This is a genomic window from Mesorhizobium sp. USDA 4775, assembly GCF_054062655.1.
This window is the reverse complement of sequence record NZ_JBSSFM010000001.1, coordinates 4,503,943-4,527,536: the sequence shown is the minus strand read 5'-3', so window position 1 is coordinate 4,527,536 and position 23,594 is coordinate 4,503,943. Positions and strand designations below refer to the sequence as shown.

At 64.6% G+C, this 23,594-nt stretch carries 18 protein-coding genes, 2 tRNA genes and 1 pseudogene; 6 read left to right on the top strand and 15 right to left on the bottom strand.

Annotated elements, in window-relative coordinates:
- Positions 1–84: 84 nt before the first annotated feature.
- From ACVILI_RS22155 to ACVILI_RS22110, 10 genes are all read right to left on the bottom strand, one after another.
- A complete protein-coding gene (locus tag ACVILI_RS22155; RefSeq protein WP_032921115.1) occupies positions 85–1,071 on the bottom strand; it encodes a lipid A biosynthesis lauroyl acyltransferase in 987 nt (328 codons plus the stop codon).
- A gap of 13 nt (positions 1,072–1,084) precedes the next feature.
- Entirely contained in the window at positions 1,085–2,113 is a 1,029-nt protein-coding gene (locus ACVILI_RS22150) for a zinc-binding dehydrogenase (RefSeq protein ID WP_038647345.1), read from the bottom strand.
- Between the two features lie 37 nt (positions 2,114–2,150).
- Positions 2,151–3,422 (bottom strand): beta-ketoacyl-ACP synthase, encoded by a 1,272-nt coding sequence (locus tag ACVILI_RS22145; protein ID WP_038647343.1) that lies wholly within the window; start codon positions 3,420–3,422, stop codon positions 2,151–2,153.
- A gap of 47 nt (positions 3,423–3,469) precedes the next feature.
- Positions 3,470–4,660, bottom strand: a complete 1,191-nt coding sequence (locus ACVILI_RS22140; protein WP_038647341.1) for a beta-ketoacyl-ACP synthase — start codon at positions 4,658–4,660, stop codon at positions 3,470–3,472.
- A 56-nt stretch (positions 4,661–4,716) separates the two neighbouring features.
- Positions 4,717–4,998 (bottom strand): acyl carrier protein, encoded by a 282-nt coding sequence (locus ACVILI_RS22135; protein ID WP_010909964.1) that lies wholly within the window; start codon positions 4,996–4,998, stop codon positions 4,717–4,719.
- Between the two features lie 233 nt (positions 4,999–5,231).
- Complete coding sequence (locus ACVILI_RS22130) at positions 5,232–6,374, bottom strand: slipin family protein (protein WP_038647339.1); 1,143 nt, start codon at positions 6,372–6,374, stop codon at positions 5,232–5,234.
- A 361-nt stretch (positions 6,375–6,735) separates the two neighbouring features.
- A tRNA-Asn gene (locus ACVILI_RS22125) sits at positions 6,736–6,803 on the bottom strand.
- A 1-nt stretch (position 6,804) separates the two neighbouring features.
- Positions 6,805–6,880, bottom strand: a tRNA-OTHER gene (locus tag ACVILI_RS22120).
- A 229-nt stretch (positions 6,881–7,109) separates the two neighbouring features.
- Positions 7,110–7,658, bottom strand: a complete 549-nt coding sequence (locus ACVILI_RS22115) for a histidine phosphatase family protein (RefSeq protein WP_038647338.1) — start codon at positions 7,656–7,658, stop codon at positions 7,110–7,112.
- A 98-nt stretch (positions 7,659–7,756) separates the two neighbouring features.
- The gene (locus tag ACVILI_RS22110; RefSeq protein ID WP_038647336.1) at positions 7,757–10,777 is read right to left on the bottom strand and encodes a caspase family protein; all 3,021 of its coding nucleotides are present in this window, start codon (positions 10,775–10,777) and stop codon (positions 7,757–7,759) included.
- A 111-nt stretch (positions 10,778–10,888) separates the two neighbouring features.
- Here ACVILI_RS22110 and ACVILI_RS22105 point away from each other — a divergent pair, with 111 nt between their 5' ends.
- From ACVILI_RS22105 to ACVILI_RS22095, 3 genes are all read left to right on the top strand, one after another.
- A complete protein-coding gene (locus ACVILI_RS22105; RefSeq protein WP_240564650.1) occupies positions 10,889–11,839 on the top strand; it encodes an AEC family transporter in 951 nt (316 codons plus the stop codon).
- A gap of 201 nt (positions 11,840–12,040) precedes the next feature.
- A complete protein-coding gene (locus ACVILI_RS22100; protein ID WP_038647332.1) occupies positions 12,041–13,498 on the top strand; it encodes an NAD-dependent succinate-semialdehyde dehydrogenase in 1,458 nt (485 codons plus the stop codon).
- A gap of 90 nt (positions 13,499–13,588) precedes the next feature.
- On the top strand, positions 13,589–14,611 hold the full coding sequence (locus tag ACVILI_RS22095; protein ID WP_019858637.1) for an aldose epimerase family protein: 1,023 nt from the start codon (positions 13,589–13,591) through the stop codon (positions 14,609–14,611).
- 12 nt (positions 14,612–14,623) lie between these two features.
- Here ACVILI_RS22095 and ACVILI_RS22090 read toward each other — a convergent pair whose 3' ends face one another.
- Entirely contained in the window at positions 14,624–15,544 is a 921-nt protein-coding gene (locus ACVILI_RS22090; RefSeq protein ID WP_038647330.1) for a sugar kinase, read from the bottom strand.
- Positions 15,545–15,695: 151 nt separating this feature from the next.
- On the opposite strand from ACVILI_RS22090, the gene ACVILI_RS22085 reads away from it, so the two are divergent.
- Together ACVILI_RS22085 and ACVILI_RS22080 are read left to right on the top strand one after the other, a co-directional pair.
- On the top strand, positions 15,696–16,145 hold the full coding sequence (locus ACVILI_RS22085) for a FixH family protein (protein ID WP_027046936.1): 450 nt from the start codon (positions 15,696–15,698) through the stop codon (positions 16,143–16,145).
- A gap of 7 nt (positions 16,146–16,152) precedes the next feature.
- Positions 16,153–17,352: a cytochrome-c peroxidase gene (locus tag ACVILI_RS22080; protein WP_038647328.1), complete on the top strand. Its 1,200-nt coding sequence runs from the start codon at positions 16,153–16,155 to the stop codon at positions 17,350–17,352.
- Positions 17,353–17,409: 57 nt separating this feature from the next.
- On the opposite strand, the gene ACVILI_RS22075 is transcribed toward ACVILI_RS22080, so the two are convergent.
- Positions 17,410–17,862, bottom strand: a complete 453-nt coding sequence (locus ACVILI_RS22075) for an Lrp/AsnC family transcriptional regulator (protein WP_027046935.1) — start codon at positions 17,860–17,862, stop codon at positions 17,410–17,412.
- 163 nt (positions 17,863–18,025) lie between these two features.
- Between ACVILI_RS22075 and putA the strand changes: the two genes are divergently transcribed.
- Complete coding sequence (putA, locus tag ACVILI_RS22070) at positions 18,026–21,634, top strand: bifunctional proline dehydrogenase/L-glutamate gamma-semialdehyde dehydrogenase PutA (protein WP_240564651.1); 3,609 nt, start codon at positions 18,026–18,028, stop codon at positions 21,632–21,634.
- Between the two features lie 12 nt (positions 21,635–21,646).
- On the opposite strand, the gene ACVILI_RS22065 is transcribed toward putA, so the two are convergent.
- From ACVILI_RS22065 to ACVILI_RS22055, 3 genes and pseudogenes are all read right to left on the bottom strand, one after another.
- On the bottom strand, positions 21,647–21,961 hold the full coding sequence (locus ACVILI_RS22065; protein ID WP_019858631.1) for an antibiotic biosynthesis monooxygenase family protein: 315 nt from the start codon (positions 21,959–21,961) through the stop codon (positions 21,647–21,649).
- Positions 21,962–22,018: 57 nt separating this feature from the next.
- Positions 22,019–22,462, bottom strand: a complete 444-nt coding sequence (locus ACVILI_RS22060) for an energy transducer TonB family protein (protein WP_457102743.1) — start codon at positions 22,460–22,462, stop codon at positions 22,019–22,021.
- Between the two features lie 686 nt (positions 22,463–23,148).
- Positions 23,149–23,594: pseudogene (locus ACVILI_RS22055) on the bottom strand (hypothetical protein).

The window sequence follows — 23,594 nt, the reverse complement described above, 5'->3', positions numbered from 1 at the left end:
CCCTGACCAGTAACGTTACGAATGTCTGGATCGCAGGCCCAAGAGTGCCGGAAATGGAAGCGGCAAACACTGCAGCGGAAGAGATCAACTGTTCGCGGCCGGGGCCTTTGCCTGCGGCTGCTTTTTACGCCGCGAGTTGCTGATCTCCCACCTTTTGTGGAACCACATCCATTGGCCGGGATCCTCGCGCACCCAGCGCTCGACCACGTCGTTCAGCATCTGGGTGGTGGCGTGGACGTCGACGCTGCCATCGGCGGTGCGCGGCAAGACCAGTCTGTCCTCGATCTCGAGGCGGAAGCGGTTGCCGGGCAATCTGATGCAACGCGCCGGGTAGACGTCGCAGTCATAGTGACGGGCAAGCGTGCCCAGCACACGGTTGCTCTGGCAGGGGCGGCCGAAGAATGTCGTGTCCAGGCCGTTGGAGAATTTCTGGTCGACGAGGACGCCGATATTGCCGCCGTTTTCCAGCACTCCGGCCAATGCGAATGAGGCGCCGGCCATCGACGGCAGCAGCGCCCCCATGGTCGAGCGCCGCGTCGAAAGGATGTAGTCGGCAAGGTAGGGGTTATTCGGCGGACGAAACAGCGCCGTGATGTTCATGCCGAAGGTCGCCGCCGCCACCGGCAGCAGCTCGAAATTGCCGAGATGGCCGGTGAAGACGATGTGCGGCTGCTTCTCCGCGGCGATCTCGACGAAGTGCTCTATTCCCTTGACCTCGACGCGGCCGGGCTTGCTGGCGGCCGGGTCGTAGTCGAACAGGGCGTCGAGGAAGATGTATTCGGCGGCAAGGCGGGCCATGTTGCCCCACATATCGGAGGCGATGGCCTGGATTTCGTCCTCGCTCTTTTCAGGATAGGCCTTGCGCAGATTGTCGATGGCGACCTGGTGGCGTCCGACCCTGGGACCAATGAACCGCGCGACGCGGTCGGCGAAATTCAGCGCGCTGTCGACCGGCAGCAGGCGCAGCACCGAAATGATGATCATCGCCGCGCGGGCAACCAGCCAGTAGTTCAGCTGGCGCAGCTGCCTGCCATAGCGAAATCTGAGATCGCGGCGAAACTTCTTGAGCACCGAAGTCAACGCCTCAGGCGACGCGCAGGATGATCTTGCCGAAAACATCGCGGCCTTCCATGCGCTTCAGCGCTGCGTCGATATCGTCGAAGCCGACTTCGGTGTCGATGACCGGCGCGACCTGTCCCGCCGCCATTTTCTGCATGGCGTTGGCCATGTTCTCCATGCGGCAGCCGAAGGAGCCGAGCAGCTTCAATTGCTGCTGGAAGAGCTGCATCAGGTTGATCTGCGTCGACACGCCCGAGGTCGAGCCGCAGGTCACCAGGCGGCCGCCGCGCTTCAGGCACAGCATCGAGCCGGCAAAAGTGTCGGCGCCGACATGTTCGAAGACGACATCGACGCCCTTCTTCTTGGTCAGCTTGCGCACGACGCCTTCGAAGCGGTCTTCGCGGTAGTTAATGACGTGGTCGGCGCCGAGCGCCTTGGCCTTGTCGATCTTGTCGTTGGAACCGACCGTGGTGATGATGGTGCAGCCCATCCGCTTCGCCAGCTGGATGGCCGCCGAACCAATGCCGGAGCCGCCGGCATGGACGAGGATGGTTTCGCCGGGCTGCAGTCTCGCATTGTCGAACAGCATGTGCTCGACCGTGCCGAAGGTGACGGGGGCCACCGCGGCGCCGATGTCGCTCACGCCGGGCGGGGCGGGGACCAGCAGGCGCGCCGGCAGGTTGATCTTCTCCTGGGCAAAACCGTCGAGATGGAAGCCGTGGACGCCGGAAACATGTTCACAGAGATTGTCGCGGCCTTCGCGGCAGGCGCGGCAAAGGCCGCAGGTGCGCGCGCCGTAGATCGACACCAATTGTCCGGGCAGCAGGCTGGACACGCCGGGACCGACCGCCTCGACCTCGCCGGAGGCTTCGGCGCCGATGACCAACGGCAGCTTGCGCTTGGCGAAGGCCATGCCGCGCCAGCCCCAGACGTCGATATGGTTCAGCGCCACCGCCTTGATGCGCAGCGTGACTTCGCCGAGTGCGGGTGGCGGGGGAGGCGGCAGGTCCACCGTCTCAAGACGGCGGTCCTCGATAAGTTGCAGTGCGCGCATAAGGCCTGTCGGTTCTGTTCGAGCGGAAGTGGCTCGCTTAGACCGGTTCCCGCGCCATGACAAGGCAAGTGTTCTGGCCGCCGAAGCCGAAGGAGTTCGACAGAACGCTGCGAACCTCGGCGTTGCGCTTCTTGTTCGGCACCACGTCGAGCACGATCGCTGGGTCGGGATTGTCGTAGTTGATGGTCGGCGGAATGACGCTTTCGCGCATCGTCATCAGCGAGAACGCCGCCTCGACGGCGCCCGCCGCGGACAGCGTGTGGCCGATCATCGACTTGTTCGACGAGACCGGCATCGAGCCGATGCGCTCGCCGAACACGGTCGACAGCGACAGATGCTCCATCTTGTCGTTTTCCGGCGTCGAGGTGCCATGGGCGTTGACGTAGTCGATCTCGTCCTTGCTCAGGCCCGCATCCGCAAGGGCGGCGCGAACCGCCGCGATTGCCGGCGAACCGTCAGGCTTGGAGCGGGTGCGGTGGAAATCGTCGGCCTTTTCGCCGCAGCCGCGCAGGATGCCAAGAACGGTGGCGCCACGGGCAAGGGCTGCCTCCAGTGATTCCAGCACCAGCGCGCCCGAACCTTCGGCGAGGACAAAACCATCGCGGTCCTTGGAAAACGGTTTTGACGCCTTTTCCGGGATGTCGTTGTGGGTCGACAGCGCCGACAGCAGCGAGAAGCGGATCAGCGCCTCCGCGGTCGCCGAGCCGTCGGCGCCGATCGACAGCGCCCGGTCACATTCGCCGCGGCGGATCGCCTCGACGCCGAGCTGGATGGCGGTGGCGCCCGAGGCGCAGGCGGTCGACAGCGTGATCGGCAGACCACGCGTGCCGAACCGGTCGGCGAGCCTGTCGGCGATCGAGCCGAACTGGGTGGTCTCGAAGATGTCGAGTTCCTTCAATCCGCGCGCCACCCGCAGCAGCCTTTCGGCGCCGGCGTCCTGTTTGTCGGAATTGTAGAGCGAGAAGCGTTCGTGCCAGTCGAGCTCGACGGGCGGCGAGGCGAGGAAGAGGGGACCGCCGAAATCACTGGAATCGAGGCCGGATTCGGCCACGGCTTCATGCGCGGCGGTTTCGGCCAGCTCGTAGGTGAGGGGGCTGGCGCCCTTCGCGCTTGAGTCCAGGAAGTCGACCATACCGGAAATGCGGGTGTTGAGGTGGTCGACCGGAAAGCGGGTGATCGGGTGGATGCCCGACTTGCCCGAGGTCAGCGCCGCCCAATTGTCAGCCTTGCCGACGCCAAGCGAAGTCACCACGCCGATGCCGGTGACGGCGACGATGGGTCTGCCCATGTGATCTCTGAAATTGGTCATCGGGAAGCCCTCGAGCGGTTCATCTCTGCAACATGGCTGGCGCCGCCTTACGCCGACTTGACCAGCGCCATGCCCTCGAATTGGTGATAGCCGATCGCCGTTGCAAGGACGCTTGCGGGAATGCCTTCGAACGGCTTCTCGGCTGCGGCGTCAAAGACGGGGTAGGCGGCCTTGCGGTCGACGGCGAGTGCGGCAAGCGCCACGGCGAACGGAAACTGCGCTTCCTTCATGTGTCCGGTCAGCGTCGAGAAGCCGCGTGCGGCAATTGTCCCGTCGGCATCGAGCGCTGTTTTCTCGGCTGATGTTGCCGCATGCGCGCCCGAGGCACCCGAAAGCGCCAGCAGCTTGCCGTTCGGCAGCGCCGCCTGGCTCAGCAAGCCGGCGATTTCGGCGTCGAGTTCTCCACGCGACCGCCTGGCCCGGCCGGAGACGACCGGTCCGAGCTCGGCATAGATTTTGCGCCCACGGCTTTCCGCGTGTTCACGCTGTTCCAGCACCAGGAAGGCGCCGCCGGAGCCGGAGACCACGCCGCCACCCTCGGCACCCTGCCTTTGCCAGACAGGCTTCCAGGGGCCGCGATGCAGATAGCCGGCAAGCTCGTAGCCGAGCAGCATGTCGGAATGTTCGGTCTGGAACGCGCCGCCGACCAGGACATGTGTGGACTGGCCCGAGCGGATGCGGGCAGCGGCCGTCTCGACGGCGGAAACACCTGCGCCTTCCTCGCCCATGAAGGTGCGCGAGGAGCCCGTCACCTTATGGACGATGGAGATGTTGCCGGCGAGCAGGTTGGAAAGCTGCGCCAGGAACAAGGTCGGCCGCAATTCGGTGGTCAGCTTCTCGTTGAGCAACACGTCGCGGTCGTTGCGGCTTTCCGAAGCGGCAAGGATGGCGGCATCGACCGCCTCGTCGCGCTCGCCGCCACCGGCGGCCACCACCATGTCCATGGTCGCGCAGAGCTCGTCATTGCCCTTGATACCGGCGTCATCGAGCGCAAGGCCGGCGGCATAGGTGCCGAGCCGTTGCCATGTCTCCATCTGCCGCTGGTCGCCGCGCTTGGCGATCTGCAGGTTCCAGTCGATCTCCGGCAGCGGATGAACGGTATAGGGCGCGAAGCGCGCGGCTTCGAGCACCGGCTGCAGGCCCGGTTGCGCGAGCTTCTGCCAGTGGGCGTCAGGGCCTTCTCCCAGCGAGGAGACAAGGCCGATACCAGTGATGACGACGTCGCGGGGGCTACTCATGGGCGGCTTTGTGGGTCAGGCGGCAAAGCGCGTCAAGGTTGCGCGCTCAACTGATGTCAGGCGGTCTTGGCGGCGACCAGCGCGTCGATCTTGGCGCACAGGTTCTTCATGACGAAGTAGTCGTCCGTCGAAGCCTTGCCGTCATTGACTTCCTGGGTCCACTTTTCCAACGGCACCTTGATGCCGAATTCCTTGTCGATGGCAAAGACGATGTCGAGGAAATCGAGGCTGTCGATGCCGAGATCGTCGATCGTGTGGCTCTCGGGCGTGATGGTGTCGATATCGATCTCGCTGGTGTCGGCAATGATCTTGGCGACTTTGTCGAACGTGGTGGACAAGGGCTTTTCCTTCTTTGCGGGCGGAATCTGTCCGCATCCTGTTTGGGCGCTGTCTAATCGGTTTTTCCCGGCAGGAAAAGGCCTGATAGTCCGGGCGCAGATGGGAAGCGTGCCCAAGAAACCCAAGAAGGGCCGCCGGTCAACCCGGCGGCCCTTCCCATTACGTCAGGTTAGTCTCGGTTTCGATGCATGTCGTTTTCCCAAAACCGGAAACCACTTTTGGGCGACATGCATCAGCTGTCACGGAGCTTGACCAGGTCGTTCAGCAGCCCGCCCGTTCCGTTGTGGACGGTCAGCCGCTCGACCTTGCCGGCGATGGTTTCCAGAGCCTCGAGCTCCTTCAGCCGCAGCATCACCGGGTTCTCCGCCATCACCCTGGCCGTGTTGAGGAGGGAACGCGTGGCGTTCGTCTCCTCGCGGCGGCGGATAACGTTGGCCTCGGCCTGCTTCTCGGCCGAAACCACCTGGTTGAGGATCTCGCGCATCTCGCCCGGCAGGATCACATCCTTGAGCGCGATATCGCTGACCTCGACGCCGATCTCGGCCATGTCGGCACGGACCTTGGCCGCGGCTTCCTCGTCGACCGTCACCTTCTTTTCAAGGATCTGGTCGAGCGTCAGCGCGCCCAGCGTCTTGCGGAAGGCGTATTGCAGGGCGCGATAAAGGGCCTCGGAGAAGTCCTTCACGGCGCTCACCGCCTTGACCGGGTCAACGACCCGGTATTCGGCGGCGATGTTGACGCGGATCGTCACGCGATCCTTGGTCAGCACTTCCTGCCCGGCGACATCGAGCGACTGGCGCTTGAGGTCGACGACCTTCACCTGCACCATGCGTCCGACGTTCCAGAAGCCATGCACGCCTGCGGCAAGCGTCCGCACCAGGACACCGTCGACGAACAGCAGCCCCGCCTGGCCATCGACGACCGGATGGACCGACATCAACTCCGCCTTCCGGGCCTGGCCGAGCCGGCGCATGACCGCCGGATCGATGGCGAGATCGGCCGACGCGTCGATCACGGCCACCGTCCACGGCCCGGCATCCGTCCACAGCACCAGCTTGCGGTCCGGCGCCAGCACGGCATGCAGATTGCCGTCACGCTCGATGATGGCGACATCCGTGCGCCCGGTGCGAACGACGGTGAAATGACGCGCGGCCACATCCGGGAGCTTGTCGAACAACGCCTTCTCGTATGCCGAAACGAATTCCGGGTTCTTCAGATCGTGCCTTGACACTTCCAGGCTCCCGCGCCGGTTGGCGAGCCAGTGCTCGCCCGGCATCAGGACGGCCTTGATCTCACCCTTGTGGAGGGTGAGGGCACGTTCGTTTTCCCTTACGAGGACGCGCTCGCGTCCAAGAACCTTGTCGAGAACAGTCATTGTATTACTCCTGTCGGGCATGGCCCCATGCGAGGCGTCAACTCATGCGTCGATCTTCCCTTCGTTTCTCGTTTCACATCGTCTTCCGGCACGAATGATCCGGGGACCGGTGGCATCGATCCGTGGCGGGCCCTCGGGAGCGGATCGCGGGGCAGCGAAGCGGGCGCCGGAGGCCGAAGCCTCCCTTGCCGGCGACGATGCGCCTTGACCATCACCGCGGACCTGGCCGCGAGCCGATGGCGTCGGACCTTTCGAAACGGCCTTGGCCCGAAGGCTTCGGCCGTCCGTCAGGTCTTCAGCATTCCGGTCCCCGGACCGTTTTCTGGATAACACCACCCAAAGGTGTCGGCTTATCAGGCCGTTGGAGAAGGAATCGAACCTTCGACAGTCAGATTAACAATCTGATGCTCTAACCAAACTGAGCTATCCGTGGTGCAGACAGCAGGATTCGAACCTGCGACCTCCGGATCCAAATCCGGCGCTCTCCCAGACTGAGCTACATCCGCGATCCCAATCCCCAAAGCGGCGCCGTATACAGGGCGGCAATGCCGCCTGCACGGGCGGAGACGAAAGCTCCAACCGTTGTGCTCACTTCGGTTCACGTGACCGGGAGCGCGGCTATAGAGCCTGCGACGGGTTGTCGCAAGCGGCATTGTCGCGGCCAATTCGTGGCTTCGTTCAGCAGTGGTATTTCGGCAACACTCGCATCCAACGTTGGAGGCGCGGATCGGTTCGTTAGAAGGTGACGCGGCCGAGCACGCGCAGACCGTCGCCTTGCGGCTCGACCACCACGGCTTCGCCTTCGCGCGGGGAAACACCGGTCAGCGCCACGATGTCTTCCAGATGGGTGACCATGACCAGATTGTCGGAGCCGGAATAGGCGCGGATTTCCTTCATGATGGCGGCGATCTGTGCTGCCTTCTGCGCATCGTCGCCCTTCAGGAGATCGAGCGGGGCGAACAGTTCCGGTTCGGCCTCGAAGGCGATACGCGCGGTGTCGAGGCAGCGGCAGTAGCGGCTGGACAGCACGCGTTCGATCGGCGCGGCGCGGGCGGCAAACAAGGCGCCGATCTTGCTCGCCTGCTGCTTGCCGCGCGCCGACAGATTGATCTGGGCGGCGCAGCTGTCGATGTCGAAATTGGCGGGGTCGGAGGTGCCGGTGACCATGGCATGACGCAGCAGCACGACATGGCCGCCATCGCGCAGCAGCGCCCAGCCGGCATCCGTGGCATGGGCCGCGACGGGAACGACGAACAGCAACAGGGCCAGGGCAAATCGGATCATCGCAGTCCTTCAGGAGCCCGTCATCGGGTTCCGGTCATTCGCATATAGGGATCGGAACCCCGGCACAAAGACAAGCGGGCGTTGCAGACGTCCCAGCCTCACTTTTTGGCGATCTGCTTTTTCACCAGATCGATCTTCTGGTCGGTAAGCGGGATGGGGACGGTGTAGCCGGCTTCGGTAAAGCCCTGCTTGGCATTCTCGAAGAACGCGATAGCCCTGAGATACTCGGCCTTGCCGCCGCCATAGCTGGCGCGGTTCCAGTGGATGTCGCCGAGATTGTTCTGCTCGAAGGCCCACTGCAGGGGCTGGCTTTCCCTGGTGAAGACCTTCAGCGTTGCCGTGAAAGCCGCCTCGGCCTCGTCGAGATATTTTCCGGTCCGTTCGATATTGCCGAGATTGAGCAGGCTCATGCCGATGCCGTTCTGGGCGTTGGCCCAGTCGACGGGTGCGGTCTCGATGGTCAGCACTTCGAGTGCTGCCCGCCGCGCGGCGATCGAATCCCGCAGGATTTTGGGATCGGCATTGCTCATGCTGAGCCAGTGCAGCGTCGAGCCGAGGCCGGCCTGGGCCAGCGCCCATTGCCGCGGGTTTGTCTCGCGCTTGTACTCGCGCAACGCATTGCTGTAGGCGTCGACTGCCTCCCTGTAGTGCTCGGGCTTGTCCGTCACGCCGCCAAGCAATTGCAGCGTGTTGCCGAGATTGTAGTAGCTCATGGCCCAATCCTGCGGGAATTTCCGCCTGACATAGACCTGCCGCGCCGCCTGGAATGCTGCCACCGACTGTTCGAGCCTGGCCGCGTCGCGGGTCCGCTGGCCAAGCGTCTGGTAGATCGAGCCGAGATTGTTCTGCGCCGACGCCCAGTCCATCGGGAAGCGCTGCCGGGTAAACACCGTCAACGCATCGTCATAGGCCGCGGCGGCATCTTCGAGCGTGTCGGCGCCCATGTCGAAGCGGGCGACGCCGCTCAGCGCGTTGCCGAGGTTGAGCCGGCTGGTCGCCCAGGAGACCGGGAAGGTCTCACGGGTTCGCACCTTCAGCGCGGCGCGGAAGGCATCGGCCGCCTCGTTGATCTTGGCCTTGTCGTTGAGCTGGATGCCAAGCGTCACCAGCGTGTTGCCGAGATTGTTCTCGACCATCGCCCATTCCACGGGGGCTTTCTCGCGCGTGTACTCTTCAAGCGCCAGCCGGTAGGCGGCTTCGGCGTCCTTCAGATGCTCGCCGGCGGGTTCGCGCTGGGAGAGCGCATAGAGCGCGAGGCCGAGATTGTTCTGCGAAGCGGCCCAGTCGAGCGGCAGCTTGTCGCGCGGGCGCTTTTCCAACGTGGCGCGCATCGCCGCCACTGCCTCATTGAGCCGCTTCGGGTCGCTCTCGCGTTCGCCGATCTTCAAGAGGACATTGGCGAGGTTGTTTTGCGCCGCCGCCCAGTTGGGGTCGTCCTTCTCGTGCTCGAAGACGACGAGCGAATCGCGGAAGATCTGCGCGGCTTCTTCCAAATGCTCGGTCTCGGTCTCGCGCTCGCCGATGGTCTGCAGCACCACCGCCATGTTGTTGCGGGTGATGGCCCAATCCTTGTTCTGCTCGCCATTGGGAATGAAGTTCAGGATAACGTGATAGGCTTCGATCGCGTGCTGCAGTGCATCGAGATCGCCGGTGGCGGAACCGTGGGCGTTGAGTGCCTCGGCTTCCTGATTCTTGTAGTTCCAGCGCAGCTTGTCGTCCCATTTCTCGACCAGCGAGAAGGCCTTGGCATAGTCGTTGGCGGCGGATTTGTAGTCGAAGACCAGCGCTGCGGCGTCGGCGCGCTTGGCATAGATGGCGGCGTCGGCGATGCGCTTCTGCCTGACCAGTTCCTCGGCCTCGTCGACCGCACCGCTGTTCTGCTCGACCCTGCCGACCGCATCGTCGAGGAATTTGCGCGCCGTCACCATCGCTCCCTGGCCGATGGCCTTATCGGCCGAGGCAACCAGCCGCTTGATCTCGGGATCGTCGGTGCGCAGTGCCGCGCGCTCGGACATCATCTTCTTCAGGCGCTCGGCCTGGGCGTCGAGCACCTTCTGCAGGTCGGTCGGATCCTCGGGGATCTTGTCCGTACCCAGCGCCCTCAGTACGCCATAGAGCGCGTCGAGCGGCACGCCGTCCTGCAGCGAGGCCAGTTCCACCTGCGCCCGCTTCGGGTCGGGCAGGTCGGAGATGGTCAAGAGTAGCTGCCGCCTTTCGCCGGTGATCAGCCCGTCGTCACCGGTCGGCTCCGGCGGCGCGATGCCGAAATAAAGCAGCCGGCGCAGGCTTTCGTTGACCCAGGGGCGCTGCTTGGCCTTGGTGTCGAGATAGACTTCCTCGGTCACCATGCGCATGACGGAGCCGAACTCCGTGCCTTTCATCGCCGCGAGGTGGCGCAGCAGGGCGGCGGCATAGGGGCTGGTTTCGCCGGCCGCTCCGTCCAGCGCCGGGCGACCCGGTTCGGCGGCAAAGCCGACCACCGTGCCCAGGCTCGCATCCTGCGCCGACGCATTGGCAAGCGCCTTGGCGCCGCGCACCGGTTCCAGCCCGCCAGCGCCGATCGGCTCGGCGGAAGCGGTCGGCGCCCGGCGCACCAAAGCGTCCGCCGGAAACGGATTGGTGCGGCAGGCATCGAGCAGCATGATCGTCACCGGCACGGTCTTTTTCAACTCGTCCATGACGGCGGAAATCGGCACCAGCGCGTTATCGGCATCCTTCAGCGACGAGATGTCGGCATCGACCGGAACCAGATAATTCTCGCCGCCGGCCTCGATGCCGTGGCCGGAGTAATAGATGAAGGCGACGTCGGCTCCCTCGGCATCCTCGACGAAACGTTCGAGGTCGCGCTTCAGCTTGGCGGCATCGCGATCGGTGACGTTGCGGGCGTCGAAGCCGAGGTCGGTCAGCATCTTGGCCATGTCGCGGGCGTCATTGGCCGGGTTGGGCAGGGCGGCGATGTGCAGGTAATTCGACTGGCCGACGATCAGCGCCACGCCCTTGAGGCTTTTCGTCTCGGCCAATGCAAACGCCGTCGCGGCAACACAAAATAGCGCGGCGACGAAAGCCGTCAGCCACACACGCGCAAGAAGGTTGCGTCCTGAGGTTTCGACAAAGGTCATTTGTCGTTCGTGCCCGCCCTGATACTCCAAACCCTCTATAACGCTGCCAGCCTACCATGATCAAATTCGGGCGCGATTGCGCCGCGCGCGTGGCTCGCCTATCCCTGCAAAATGTCTCCGCTTACAGAAACCGTGCTTTTCGTCTTCAGCCTGGTCGCGCTCGGCTATCTCGCCGGGTTGACCGGCTATCTCAGACCGGCGAGCGGCGAGGGGATATCGGATTTCGCGGTCTCGGTGGCGATGCCGCTGCTTCTGTTCCAGACCATGGTGAAGGCCGATTTCCACGGCGTCGCGCCGTGGCCGTTGTGGGGCGCTTATTTCACGGCGGCGGCCATCACCTGGGCCGCCGGCCATCTCGTCACCACGCGGATATTCGGGCGCGACGCGCGCGCCGGTGTCGTCGGCGGCGTGTCGTCGGCCTATTCCAATGTCGTGCTGCTGGGCGCTCCGTTCATCCTTGGCATATTCGGCCCGAGCGGCTTCGAAGTGCTGTCGCTGCTGGTCTCGGTGCACCTGCCGGTCATGATGATGGCCTCGATCGTGCTGTTCGAGATCTTCGGCCGGGGCGGTGGCGAACATGTGCATCCGCAGCGGGTGCTGCGCAGCTTCTTGCGGCGGATGTTCATCAATCCGCTGATCATCGGTATCCTGCTCGGCCTGGCATGGCGGCTGAGCGGCGTGCCGATGCCTAGCCTCGTCATGCGGCTGGTCGATGCGCTGGCCAACACGGCAGGGCCGGTGGCGCTGTTTGCCATGGGGCTCAGCCTGCGCCGCTTCGGCATCTCCGGTAATGTCCGGCCGGCGCTGGCGCTTTCGGCGCTGAAATTGTTCCTGATGCCGGCGCTGGTTCTCGCCTTCGTCTGGCTGCTCGGCCTGCCGCCCCTGACCGCCAAGGTGGCGGTCGTGGTGGCGGCGCTGCCGTCGGGCATCAACTCCTATCTCATCGCGGTACAGTTCAACACGGGCCAGGCGCTGGCATCGAACCAGATGACCATCGCCACCGCCTCTGCTGCCGTCACCACGGCTTTCTGGCTGACGATTGTCCTGCATGTCTTCGGCTAGACCATGCGCAAATCGAGGCGAGGCGGCAAAGCTTGCTCTCGTCCCGGGCTGGCCCAACCCCTATATGCCATCTTGCGATTGCTTGCGGGCCTTGCCCTAGGTAAAGAGCAGTGGCTCCGGCGTGCCGGCTTCAATTCATGGCGCACGCTCACCGAAGATTTCACAGACCGGCCCGTCAGTGCGCCGAACGGAGGATAGACCATGCTTCAGAAAACCAGCCATTTCATGCGGCAGGCCAATCTCATCAACGGCGAATGGGTGCAGGCCGACAGCGGCCAGACGGTCGACGTCAACAACCCCGCCACCGGCCTCAAGATCGGCACCGTGCCGAAGTCGGGCAAGGCCGAGACCCGCCGCGCCATCGAGGCCGCGGACGCCGCCTTCAAGACCTGGCGCAAGACGACCGCGCTCGAGCGTTCGAAGCTCTTGCGCAAGCTGCACGACGCGATGATGGACAATCAGGACGTGCTCGCCGAGCTCTTGACCATCGAGCAGGGCAAGTCACTGTTCGAATCGAAGGGCGAGATCGGTTCGGCCGCGGCCTACATTCTGTGGTTCGCCGAGGAAGGCCGCCGCACCTATGGCGACGTCGTGCCCTCGCCATGGGCGGACCGCCGCATCCTGGTGACCAAGGAACCGGTCGGCGTCATCGCCGCCATCACGCCGTGGAATTTCCCGTCCTCGATGCTGGCCCGCAAGCTCGGTCCCGCGCTCGCCGCCGGCTGCACCGCCGTGGTGAAGCCCGCCTCGCAGACACCTTACTCGGGCCTCGCCTGGGGCGCGCTTGCCGAGGAAGTCGGCTTCCCCAAGGGCGTCGTCAACATCCTGACCGGTTCGGCCAGCGAGATCGGCGACGAGATCTGCGCCAATCCGCTGGTGTCGAAGATCACTTTCACCGGGTCGACCGAAGTCGGCAAGCTTCTCATCCAGAAGTCGTCGGTCACCGTGAAGAAGGTGTCGATGGAGCTTGGCGGCAACGCGCCGTTCATCGTCTTCGACGACGCCGATATCGACCGTGCCGTCGCCGGCGCCATCACCGCCAAGTACCGCAATTCGGGCCAGACCTGCGTCTGCACCAACCGCTTCCTCGTCCAGGCCGGCGTCTATGACAGGTTCGTCGAGAAGCTGGCTGCGGCCAGCAACGGGCTGAAGGTCGGTTCCGGCCTCGAGGAAGGCGTGCAGCAGGGACCGCTGATCGACGAGAAGGCGGTCGAGAAGGTGGAAGAGCTGATCGCCGACGCCACTGCCAAGGGCGGCAAGATCGTCGCCGGCGGCAAGCGTCATGCGCTCGGCGGTTCGTTCTTCCAGCCGACGGTGATCGCCAATGCGACGCCCAAGATGCGCTTCATGAAGGAAGAGATCTTTGGCCCGGTCGCCCCGGTGTTCAAGTTCGAGACCGAAGCGGAAGCCATCGCGCTCGCCAACGACACCGAATTCGGCCTTGCCTGCTATTTCTACACCGGCGATCTCGGCCGCGCCTTCCGCGTCATGGAGGGGCTGAAATACGGCATGGTCGGTGTCAATGAAGGCCTGATCACCACGCCGGAGGCGCCGTTCGGCGGCGTCAAGGAATCGGGCCTCGGCAAAGAAGGCGGACATCAGGGCATCGAGGATTACCTCGATACCAAATATGTCTGTATCGGCGGCCTCGGCCTCTGATACCTTATCCCCGAGGTCGACGGGCCTAGCCCGCCGACCTTGGGTTGAGAAACCTGCCGAAATCCTTTGGATCAACTGACGTTTGCGGGCATGGCAATGAAGGACGGCGAGGTTTTCGGCACGACGCAGGCAGGCGAGCCGGTGCGCCGCTTCACCATCAGGGGCGGTGGCCTCACCGCCAACATCATCGGGCTCGGCGCCATCATCCAGGATTTGCGCCTGACCGGCCATGATGCGCCGCTAGTGCTCGGCTACGACACGCTGGAAGCCTACGAGGCCGACAACGCCTTCTTCGGCGCGGTGGTCGGCCGCTATGCCAACCGCATCCGCGACGGCCGCTTCACCATTAACGGCACCCGCTACCAGACCGAGCAAAATTTCCTCGGCAAGCATACGCTCCATGGCGGCTCGCAGGGCTATTCGCACCGGCCGTGGGCGGTTTCGCTGCATGGCCGGGACTTCGTTACGCTGACGCTACACGATCCCGACGGCGCGATGGGCTTTCCCGGCGCCCTCGACGTCACCTGCACCTACCGGCTGAAAATCCCCGGCACGCTGAGCGTCGAGTTGACGGCGACCTGCGAGGAGCCGACGCCGTGCAATCTCACCCAACATTCCTATTTCAACCTGGATGATGGCGGCGCCGGCGACATTCTCGACCACAGGATGATGCTGAACGCCGGCGCCTATCTGCCGGTCGACAGCGACATGATCCCGACCGGCGTGGTCAAGCCGGTTGACGGTACGCCCTTCGATTTCCGCCAGGCGCGGCCGCTGCGCATGGAAACCGAGGGCGAGCAACTGCCTTACGACCAGAACTTCTGCCTCGCCGCGGCGCGCGGGCCGCTGCGGCAAGCGGCATGGACGCAAGGGGCGAGTTCCGGCGTCGAGATGGAGGTCTGGACCACGGAGCCTGGCGTTCAGCTCTATACCGGCCAGTATGTGACGCCGCGCAAGGGGCTCGAAGGCCGCGACTACAAGGCTTTTTCCGCCTTCTGCCTGGAACCGCAAATATGGCCGGATGCGCCGAACCGGCCGTATTTCCCGCAGGCGACGCTATGGCCGGGCGCGATCTATCACCATGTGACGGAATATCGTTTCCGCCTTCCATAGGTCTCCAGGCGGCTAGTTTTCGAACGCCGCCCGCAGCGTCTCGAATGGCGCCAGGGCGCCGCGGACCTGCACCACGGCAGCGGCAACGCGATGTGCCCGACTTGCCGCTTCGCGCGGGCCATGGCCGGCAAGTCGCGCCGCGAGATAGCCGCCATTGAAGGAATCGCCGGCGCCGGTGGTGTCGACGGCGGCCGCGACATGGATCGCCGGCACGTCGTGAAGAGTACCGTTTTCAGTAATGAGCGCCGGCTGTTCGCCATTCTTGATGACGACTTCACCGACCCGTTGCCGGAGCCGCTCGGCGGTCGCTTGCGGCGTCGCATCCTCAAACAACATCTGCTCGTCGGGGAAGGTTGGCAGCGCGATGTCGGTGACGCCGAGCGCTTCGACGATAGCCGCCTGCGCGTCCTCGCGAGTTCGCCAGAGCCGTGGCCGGTAATTGGGGTCGAAGGCGATCAGCGAGCCAGCGGCACGCGCCTTGGCCACGGCGGCCAGCAGTGTTTTGCGCGCGGCATCGTCCAGAATTGCCAAAGTGATTCCGGAAAAATACACAAGCGCCTGATTTTCAAGGTTTTTCGACAGTGCTGCGGGATCCGAGGCAAGCTGCCGGGCGGCGGCGTCGCCGCGCCAGTAGGTGAAGGAGCGCTCGGCACCGGTCAAGGTGATCGCATAGAGGCCGGGCCGCGCACCCAGTATCACCGGGCTGGAGCCGATGCCGATGCCGTTTTCGGCGAAGAAGCCGATCTGGCCTTGCGAAAAGGGGTCGTCGCCGAAGGCCGAGACATAGGTCGCCGGCCGGTCTGCGCTCAGCGCATGCAGCGCCCACAGCGTGTTGAACGTGTCGCCGGCAAAACCCATGCGCCAGTTCGGGCCGGTCTGGCCCGACAGTTCGAGCATGCATTCGCCGATCGAGGCGACGCCGTTTCCCGCCATCTGCAATCCTCCAGTGATTTCGGTGCTGTAGCTTTTTGCCGGCGGCAGCGCCATGCTTGGCAAGCAGGCTTTTTTGCGCCACAGCGTTTTCCCACAGGCTGGCGGGACGCGATCCACCCGGCCGAGCGTTATCCGCAGAAGAGGAACCGGTTTGGCATCGATATGGCGTTATCTCTTGGCGGGTCTTGGTCTGGCTGCTCTGCTGGTCGGCGTTCTTGCGGTCGTCTATCTGACCGCGCCGCAATCGGCGCAGATGGTCGGCCCGGATGTCTCGCGGACGAAGAAAACCGACAACGGGCTGTACATGGCGAGCTTCGTACCGGAACGGGGCGTGGTGCGGCAGGGCGAACTGGAATCCTGGCTGCTGACGCTGAAAACAAAGACGGGGGCTTCGGTGGAGCGCGCCGCGATCGCCATCTCCGGCGGCATGCCGCAACACAATCACGGCCTGCCGACCAGCCCGCAGGTGACCGACTATCTCGGCGATGGCCGCTACCGCATCGAGGGGCTGAAATTCACGATGAGCGGCTGGTGGCAACTTCGGTTCGCCATCTCGTCGGGCGCCGGCTCCGATACGGTGCTGTTCAACGTGGTGCTGTGAGCGATCGATGAAGCGCCTTTTCAGCTTTCTGGCGCTGATGGTCGCCGTCATCCTCGTCGGCTGCGGCAAGCCGGATTTTTCCGACTCGGAGAAGAAGACCATAGCCTCGCTGGCGTTGAACACGCTGCCGTCGCTGAAGCCCGACACCACCAATCGCTTCGCCGACGTGCCGGCCGCCGCCGCCCTTGGCTCGACGCTGTTCTTCGATCTTGGGATGAGCCGCGACGGCACGGTGTCGTGCTCGACCTGCCACAAGATAGACCGCCAGTTCCAGGACGACCTGCCGCAAGCGGTCGGCGTCGGCCATACCAACCGGCGCACCATGCCACTGGCCGGCGTGGCGCGCGATCCGTGGTTCTTCTGGGACGGCCGCCGCGACAGCCTGTGGGCACAAGCGCTGACGCCGCTGGAAAACCCGCTGGAGCAGGCAGGAAACCGTACTGCCTACGCGCACTACATCAAGGCACGCTTCGGCGAGCGCTATGAGCGCATTTTCGGGCCGCTGCCCGATTTTGCCGGCATTCCGCTGAAAGCCAGCCCGCTTGGCGACGATGCCGAAAGGGCTGCCTGGAACGCGATGAGCGATGCGCAGCGCGACGCCATAAACCGCGTTTACGCCAATATCGGCAAGGCGATCGCGGCCTTCGAACGCTCGATCGAGCCGGCGCAGACGCGCTTCGATCGCTTTGCCCTGGACCTTGCCACCGGCGCCGAGCCGAAGAGCGATGCCGTCTTCACGCGGGAAGAAATCCTCGGGCTGAAACTGTTCATCGGCAAAGCCAATTGCGTGACCTGCCACAATGGCCCGCGCTTCACCGACAACGGTTTTCACAACACTGGCGTGCCACCCGTCACGGACCTGCCGCCGGACCGGGGGCGCGTCGATGCGGTGGCTCAGGTCGAAGCCGATCCGTTCAACTGTTTTGGCGCCTATCGCGACGGCGACGTCAGCGCCTGCGGGGAACTGCGCTTCATGGTCAAGGATGGGCCGCAGCTGATCCGGGCTTACAAGACACCGTCGCTGCGCGGCGTGGCCACGCGGCCGCCCTATATGCATGCAGGGCAGTTTTCGTCGCTCGACGAGGTGGTGGCGCACTACGCCAAGGCGGCGCCGAGCGTGGAGGGGACAACCGAGATCCACCCGCTGCAGCTGTCGGACCGCGAACGCGCAGCGCTGGTGGCGTTTTTGAAGACGCTGTCGGAGTAGGCTCTTGTTTGACCATGATCTTGTCCGAAAACCGGCATCCACTTTTCGGGATCACGGTCAGCGATCCTTCACGGTCTCCATCGCCACAAAGGTCGAGGTCTGGGCGACATGGGGGAGCGCCGAGATGCGCTCGCCGAGCACGCGGCGGTAGGCAGCGATGTCGCGGGTGCGGACCTTGAGCAGGTAGTCGAAGCTCGACGCCATCATGTGACATTGCTCGATCTCCGGCACGGCCTGCACCGATCGGTTGAAAGCGTCGAGCGCGGCGGAACGGGTGTCGGACAGTTTCACCTGGACGAAGGCGACATGGCCTTCGCCCATGCGCTCACGGTCGATGATCGCCTGATAGCCCCTGATGTATCCGTCCTTCTCCAGCCGCTTGACCCGCGCCTGCACCGGCGTCTTCGAAAGACCGACCTTGGCGGCGAGTTCCGACATGGAAAGCCGGCCATTGCCCGCCAGCGCCGACAGGATGTTTCGGTCGATGCGGTCCAATTGGTCTTCTGTCATCAAAATCACAGTACAATCTCTGAGGAACTGGCACAATGATAGATCGATCGGACTATCTCGTCGATTTCTTTGGACCGACTGAAATCCGCGCCTGTGCTAGCTTGCGCCATTCGGTCCGGTGACCGCCGGCCCGCTCCCTGATGCTCGTTCCACGGGACCCGCCATGCCGCTCGACACCATCCGCCAGCAGATCCGCGCCAACTATCTTCCCGACGAAGACGAGGCCGTGAAGCGGCTGGCCGAGGCGACAGGGCTTTCGGCTGGGGATCGCGATGCGATCTCAGCGCGAGCCGCCGATCTGGTGCGGGCGGTGCGCGGCTCGTCCGATCCCCGGCTGATGGAGGTTTTCCTCTCGGCCTACGGCCTCTCCACCAAGGAGGGCGTGGCGCTGATGTGCCTGGCCGAGGCGTTGCTGCGCGTGCCCGACACCGAGACGATGGACGATCTGATCGCCGACAAGATCGCGCCGCATGACTGGTCGGCGCATTCCGGCGGATCGAGCTCGATCTTCGTCAACGCCTCGACCTGGGCGCTGATGCTGACCGGCCGTGTCCTTGACGAGGGCGAGGGCGGTATCGAAGGCACGCTGCGCTCCATGGTGCGCAGGCTGGGCGAGCCGGTCATCCGCAAGGCGGTGGCCGCCGCCATGCGCGAGATGGGCGAACAGTTCGTGCTCGGCCGCACCATCGCGGAAGCCGTCAAGCGCGGCCGGCCGATGACGCAGAAGGGCTACCTCTATTCCTTCGACATGCTGGGCGAGGCGGCCCGCACCGAGGCCGACGCGCTGCGCTACCACAAGGCCTATGCCGACGCGATTTCCTCGCTCGATGCCGGCTCCAACGGTCCCGACATCAGGCAGAACCACGGCATCTCGGTGAAGCTCTCGGCGCTGCATCCGCGCTACGAGGTGGCGCAGAAGGAAGAGATGCTGCCGGTCATGGCCGAGCGGCTGTTGTCGCTGGCACTCGCAGCCAGGCATTCGCGCATGGGTCTCAACATCGACGCAGAAGAGGCCGACCGCCTCGATTTGTCGCTGGATGTCATCGAGCGCGTGCTGGCCGAGCCGGAACTCGCTGGCTGGAACGGCTTTGGTGTGGTGGTGCAAGCGTACGGGCCACGCGCGGCCTTCGTCATCGACTGGCTCTACGCGCTGGCGAAGAAATACGACCGCACAATCATGGTGCGGCTGGTTAAGGGCGCCTACTGGGACACCGAGATCAAGCGAGCGCAGACGCTCGGACTTTCCGGCTATCCCGTCTTCACCCGCAAGGCCAACACCGACGTTTCCTACATGGCTTGCGCGAAGAAACTGCTTGGCATGACCGACCGCATCTACCCGCAATTCGCCACCCACAACGCCCACACCGTCGCCGCCATCCTGTCGATGGCCACGAACCGCGATTCCTTCGAATTCCAGCGCCTGCATGGCATGGGCGAGGCGCTGCACGAGACCGTGCGCCAGGCCGAAGGCACGCGCTGCCGCATCTATGCACCGGTCGGCGCGCATTCCGATCTTCTGGCCTATCTGGTGCGCCGCCTGCTGGAAAATGGCGCCAACTCCTCCTTCGTGCACCAGCTGACTGACGAGGATGTCGAGCCGGAAGACATCGCGCGCGATCCGCTCGAGACGGTGGAAAGCCAGGGTCCTGCTGCCAATCCGGCGATTGCCCGGCCTTCTCAGATTTTTGGCGTCGGTCGCCGCAATTCGAAAGGTTTTGACATCACCGACACGGTGACGCTGGCGGCCATCGACAAGGCCAGGGCGGCGTTCGCCGGGCCGGACCGCTGGCACGCCAAGCCGATCACCCGGGCTGCCGGCTATGGCAAGCCACGCCCGGTCGTCAATCCGGCCAAGCCCGATGAAGTGGTCGGAACGGTTCACGAGGCCGCCGCCAAGCAGGTTACGATTGCCGTGCGCATCGCTGTGGAAGCGCAACCGGCCTGGGCAAAGCGTCCCGTTGCCGAACGCGCCGCCATCCTCAACCGCGCAGCCGATCTCTACGAAGCCAATGCGGTCGAGTTCTTCGCGCTCGCCACCCGCGAGGCCGGCAAATCGCTGGCCGACGGGGTGGCGGAAGTGCGCGAGGCGGTCGACTTCCTGCGCTACTACGCCGCCGAGGCGGCCAATGCCGAGACCGGCACGCAGGCGCGCGGCGCGATCGTCTGCATTTCGCCGTGGAATTTTCCGCTCGCCATCTTCACCGGCCAGATCGCGGCAGCACTCGTTACCGGCAATTCGGTCATCGCCAAGCCGGCCGAACAGACACCGCTGATCGCCTTCCGCGCCGTCGAATTGCTGCGCGAGGCCGGCGTGCCGGAAGACATCATCCAGCTGCTGCCCGGCGATGGCCTGTCGGTGGGCGCTCCGCTGACCGCCGACCCACGCATTGCCGGCGTCTGCTTCACCGGCTCGACCGAGGTCGCCAAGCTGATCGAGAAGCAGCTGGCCGAGACCGCGGCACCCGACGCCATGCTGATCGCCGAGACCGGCGGTTTGAACGCCATGATCGTCGATTCCACCGCGCTGCCCGAGCAGGCGGTGCGCGACATCCTCGCCTCTGCCTTCCAGAGTGCCGGCCAGCGCTGTTCGGCGCTGCGTGTGCTCTACGTGCAGAAGGACGTCGAGAAGAAGATGCTGGAGATGCTGAAAGGCGCCATGGAAGCGCTCAACATCGGTGATCCCTGGCGGATTTCGACCGATGTCGGTCCGGTCATCGACGATGACGCGCAGTCCTCTATCCGTGACTATTGCACCAAGAAGGGTCTCGAGGGCCGGCTGATCGCCAAGCTCGAGGCGCCGAAGGACGGGCGCTTCGTCGCGCCGCATGTCTTCCGAGTCAAAGGCATAGAGGAGATGGAGCGCGAAGTCTTCGGGCCGGTACTGCATGTCGCCAGCTTCGACGCCGATGAGATCGACGCGGTGATCGCCGCCATCAACCGCAAGGGCTATGGCCTGACGTTCGGCCTGCATACCCGCATCGAAGGCCGCGTCCAGCATTTCGTCGACGGCATCCATGCCGGCAACATCTACGTCAACCGCAACCAGATCGGCGCCGTCGTCGGCTCGCAGCCCTTTGGCGGCGAGGGGCTGTCCGGCACCGGGCCGAAGGCCGGCGGCCCGCACTATCTGCGCCGTTTCCGCAAGGGGCCGGAAGCCGGTACGGAAGTTGGCGATGGCCACAAGGTGACGGCGACCGAACTGGGCGACAATCTGCCCGATCCGGCCCTCGGCGGCTGGTCGACGCGCCCGGACCGGATCGCCATCCTGAGGAAGCATTTGCGCGGCAAGGGCGCGGCTGCCATTGGCGCCGCTGCTGGCATCGATTTCGGTCAGGTCGACCTGCCCGGGCCAACCGGCGAGGCCAACACGCTCTCGCTGTCGCCGCGCGGCCGCGTGTTGTGCCTGGGGCCGGATGCCGAGACGCTGCTTGCCCAGACGATCCAGGCGCTCGCCGCCGGCAATGCGGTGCTGGCGGTTGCCCCAGGGGCGCCGGCCGCATTGTCGGCGCTGACCGGCAAGGGCTTGCCGCTAGCCGCTATCGATGGGCGTCCCGATCCGGTCGAGGCGCGCTCGCTGCGCGTCGATGTCGTCGCCTTTTCGGGCACGCCGGAGGCCGCGCGCATCGTGCGCAAGGTCATCGCCGACAGGACTGGCCCGATCGTGCCGCTGGTCAGCGAGGTGCTCAACCCGGCCGCCTATGCGCATGAGCGCGCGGTCTGCGTCGACACCACGGCCGCGGGCGGCAATGCCAGCCTGCTTGCCGCGGCCTAGTTCAGCCTATTCTCAGGCGCCCTCGACGACCGAAAAGCCCTCGAATTGCGGGTGGCCGAGATAGTGCACCTTCGTCGTGCCGACATTCCTGTGCGCGGCGCGGAAATTCTCCGACTTGGTCCAGGCGACGAAATCGTCCTGGCTCGCCCACACCGTGTGCGAGGCAAACAGTGTGTAGCCTTCGGTCTCGTTGACCGGGCCGCGCAGCAGATGGAATTCCCGAAAACCCTTCATCTCGGCAAGGCTGGAATCGCGGTTCTTCCACACGGCCTCGAAATCGGCTTCCGAGCCGTTCTGCACCTTGAAGCGGTTCATGGCGATGTACATGGGGTTCCTTTCTGAATTGGTGGACTGCTGCGATTGAAGGATGCGGGTTAGCCGCTCTCAGAACGGACCGATCGCACCGGTGAATTCCAGACTGTTGCCGACCTTTGGCGGGATCGGAGGGAAAGGGGCCGCCTTGCGAACGAAACCAAGCACGATCTGGTCGAAAGTTGCCGAGCCCGAGCTTTCGACGACACGCAGCTCATCGATGTTGCCCTGCCGGCCGATGACGAAGGTGACAACGGTGTTGCTGCGCGCCGTCGCTTGCAACGAAGGCGGCACTGCTCGATAGACGCGGCCAAGTTTGCTGATGACGTCGCTTCGGTAGCTGGACTCAGTCGCGGCCCCCGCCTCGTTCTGCCTTCTGCCCTTGCTGGCTGCCTGCGCCAGCCGATCCTGCCCATCTGCCGTGCCGCGCTTCTCGTCCGCTGCTTTTGCAGGGGCGGCGGCCGGAGTTGGCCTAGCGTTGGGGATCGGCGGTTGGTCCGGAACGGCGACAGGCATCTCAGCGGTCTCGGCCTGGACGCTCGGCTGTGCCGGTGTTTCGGCCCTGGCAGCCACACTCTGGTCATCAGGGTGCGGGGTCGCCGCCACCAGTATGTCCGGTGTTGCCGCAGGCTGTTTGACAGCTTCCGGCAAAGGTTTGGGCGGCGGCTTGGCTGCTTCCGGGATGGGTTGGGGAGTTTGCTTTGCAGCTTCCCGCTCGGGCTGCGAGGGTTTTGTCGGCGGCACCGGTCTGGCCGCCGGCTCCGGTTTGGTCGGCTGCGGTTTTGGCTCCAGCGTGACATTGATCGCTGCTGGATCCTTGTCCAAAGCGGTGCCGGCCACCTTGTCGCCTGCGCGATCGCTGCCTTCCGGTTGCTCCGCATTCCTGGAATCGAATGTGCCGGCGGGCGAGATCAGAAAGAATGCCGCCATGGCGGCGTGAAGCAGGCCGGAGACGACGAAGGCAATCGGCCATCGGGCCGCCGGCCGCGCGGCTGCAAGCGGCTCGGCCGGCGCTATCGCCAGCTCGCTGCCAGCGTCGGGGAGGGGACTGATTTCCTGCATGTCGCGGGCCGGAAATTGCAGCGGCCAGCGGGCAAAAGTCAAATCAAGATCGTTTGCCCCTGGCGTCAGCGATCCGTGGCCGGCCAGCGGCCAGGCAACGGTATTTGCTGAGAATGCGGGGTGCAGTCCCAAAGCCGTTCTCAGACGCCGAAGGCGATGCCGGTCTTGGTGTCCGTCTTCAGCCTGCGCATGCAGGCGGCCGGTTCGACGCCGGCGCCTGCGCATTCGGTCGCGCTGTTGATCAGCACGCGGCTGACCCTTGGTGCAATCGGTGCCGGCGAGATCAAAGCGGGTCACCTTGGTCTTGCCTGCCGTCAGGTCCTTGAAATCGAGCACGATCAGCCGGTCGACAACGCCAGCCTGGTTGAACAGGGCGATCTCGAAAGCCGCCTTGGAGAGGTCGGCACCGAGATTGTTGTTGACCAGGAAGGTCAGCCGGCAGCCCTTGTCGGAGGGTTGCGCGGCATTGAGCTCCAGGGTCAGCGCGGGGGCCGGCGCGGACCCCTTCAGCCCACGCCGGAACCATCGCAAGCGACATCGCCAACGTCGAGGGCAGCAGACGAAGGGATGTCGTCAAGCTCGCCAT

What these genes read in the sequence shown, in the direction of transcription:
- ACVILI_RS22150 (WP_038647345.1), bottom strand. Translation starts at nt 2,113, where the DNA reads ATGCGCGCACTGCAACTTATCGAGGACCGCCGTCTTGAGACGGTGGAC.
- ACVILI_RS22145 (WP_038647343.1), bottom strand. Translation starts at nt 3,422, where the DNA reads ATGACCAATTTCAGAGATCACATGGGCAGACCCATCGTCGCCGTCACC.
- ACVILI_RS22140 (WP_038647341.1), bottom strand. Translation starts at nt 4,660, where the DNA reads ATGAGTAGCCCCCGCGACGTCGTCATCACTGGTATCGGCCTTGTCTCC.
- ACVILI_RS22130 (WP_038647339.1), bottom strand. Translation starts at nt 6,374, where the DNA reads ATGACTGTTCTCGACAAGGTTCTTGGACGCGAGCGCGTCCTCGTAAGG.
- ACVILI_RS22115 (WP_038647338.1), bottom strand. Translation starts at nt 7,658, where the DNA reads ATGATCCGATTTGCCCTGGCCCTGTTGCTGTTCGTCGTTCCCGTCGCG.
- ACVILI_RS22110 (WP_038647336.1), bottom strand. Translation starts at nt 10,777, where the DNA reads ATGACCTTTGTCGAAACCTCAGGACGCAACCTTCTTGCGCGTGTGTGG.
- ACVILI_RS22105 (WP_240564650.1), top strand. Translation starts at nt 10,889, where the DNA reads ATGTCTCCGCTTACAGAAACCGTGCTTTTCGTCTTCAGCCTGGTCGCG.
- ACVILI_RS22100 (WP_038647332.1), top strand. Translation starts at nt 12,041, where the DNA reads ATGCTTCAGAAAACCAGCCATTTCATGCGGCAGGCCAATCTCATCAAC.
- ACVILI_RS22095 (WP_019858637.1), top strand. Translation starts at nt 13,589, where the DNA reads ATGGCAATGAAGGACGGCGAGGTTTTCGGCACGACGCAGGCAGGCGAG.
- ACVILI_RS22090 (WP_038647330.1), bottom strand. Translation starts at nt 15,544, where the DNA reads ATGGCGGGAAACGGCGTCGCCTCGATCGGCGAATGCATGCTCGAACTG.
- ACVILI_RS22080 (WP_038647328.1), top strand. Translation starts at nt 16,153, where the DNA reads ATGAAGCGCCTTTTCAGCTTTCTGGCGCTGATGGTCGCCGTCATCCTC.
- ACVILI_RS22075 (WP_027046935.1), bottom strand. Translation starts at nt 17,862, where the DNA reads ATGACAGAAGACCAATTGGACCGCATCGACCGAAACATCCTGTCGGCG.
- putA (WP_240564651.1), top strand. Translation starts at nt 18,026, where the DNA reads ATGCCGCTCGACACCATCCGCCAGCAGATCCGCGCCAACTATCTTCCC.
- ACVILI_RS22065 (WP_019858631.1), bottom strand. Translation starts at nt 21,961, where the DNA reads ATGTACATCGCCATGAACCGCTTCAAGGTGCAGAACGGCTCGGAAGCC.
- ACVILI_RS22060 (WP_457102743.1), bottom strand. Translation starts at nt 22,462, where the DNA reads ATGCCTGTCGCCGTTCCGGACCAACCGCCGATCCCCAACGCTAGGCCA.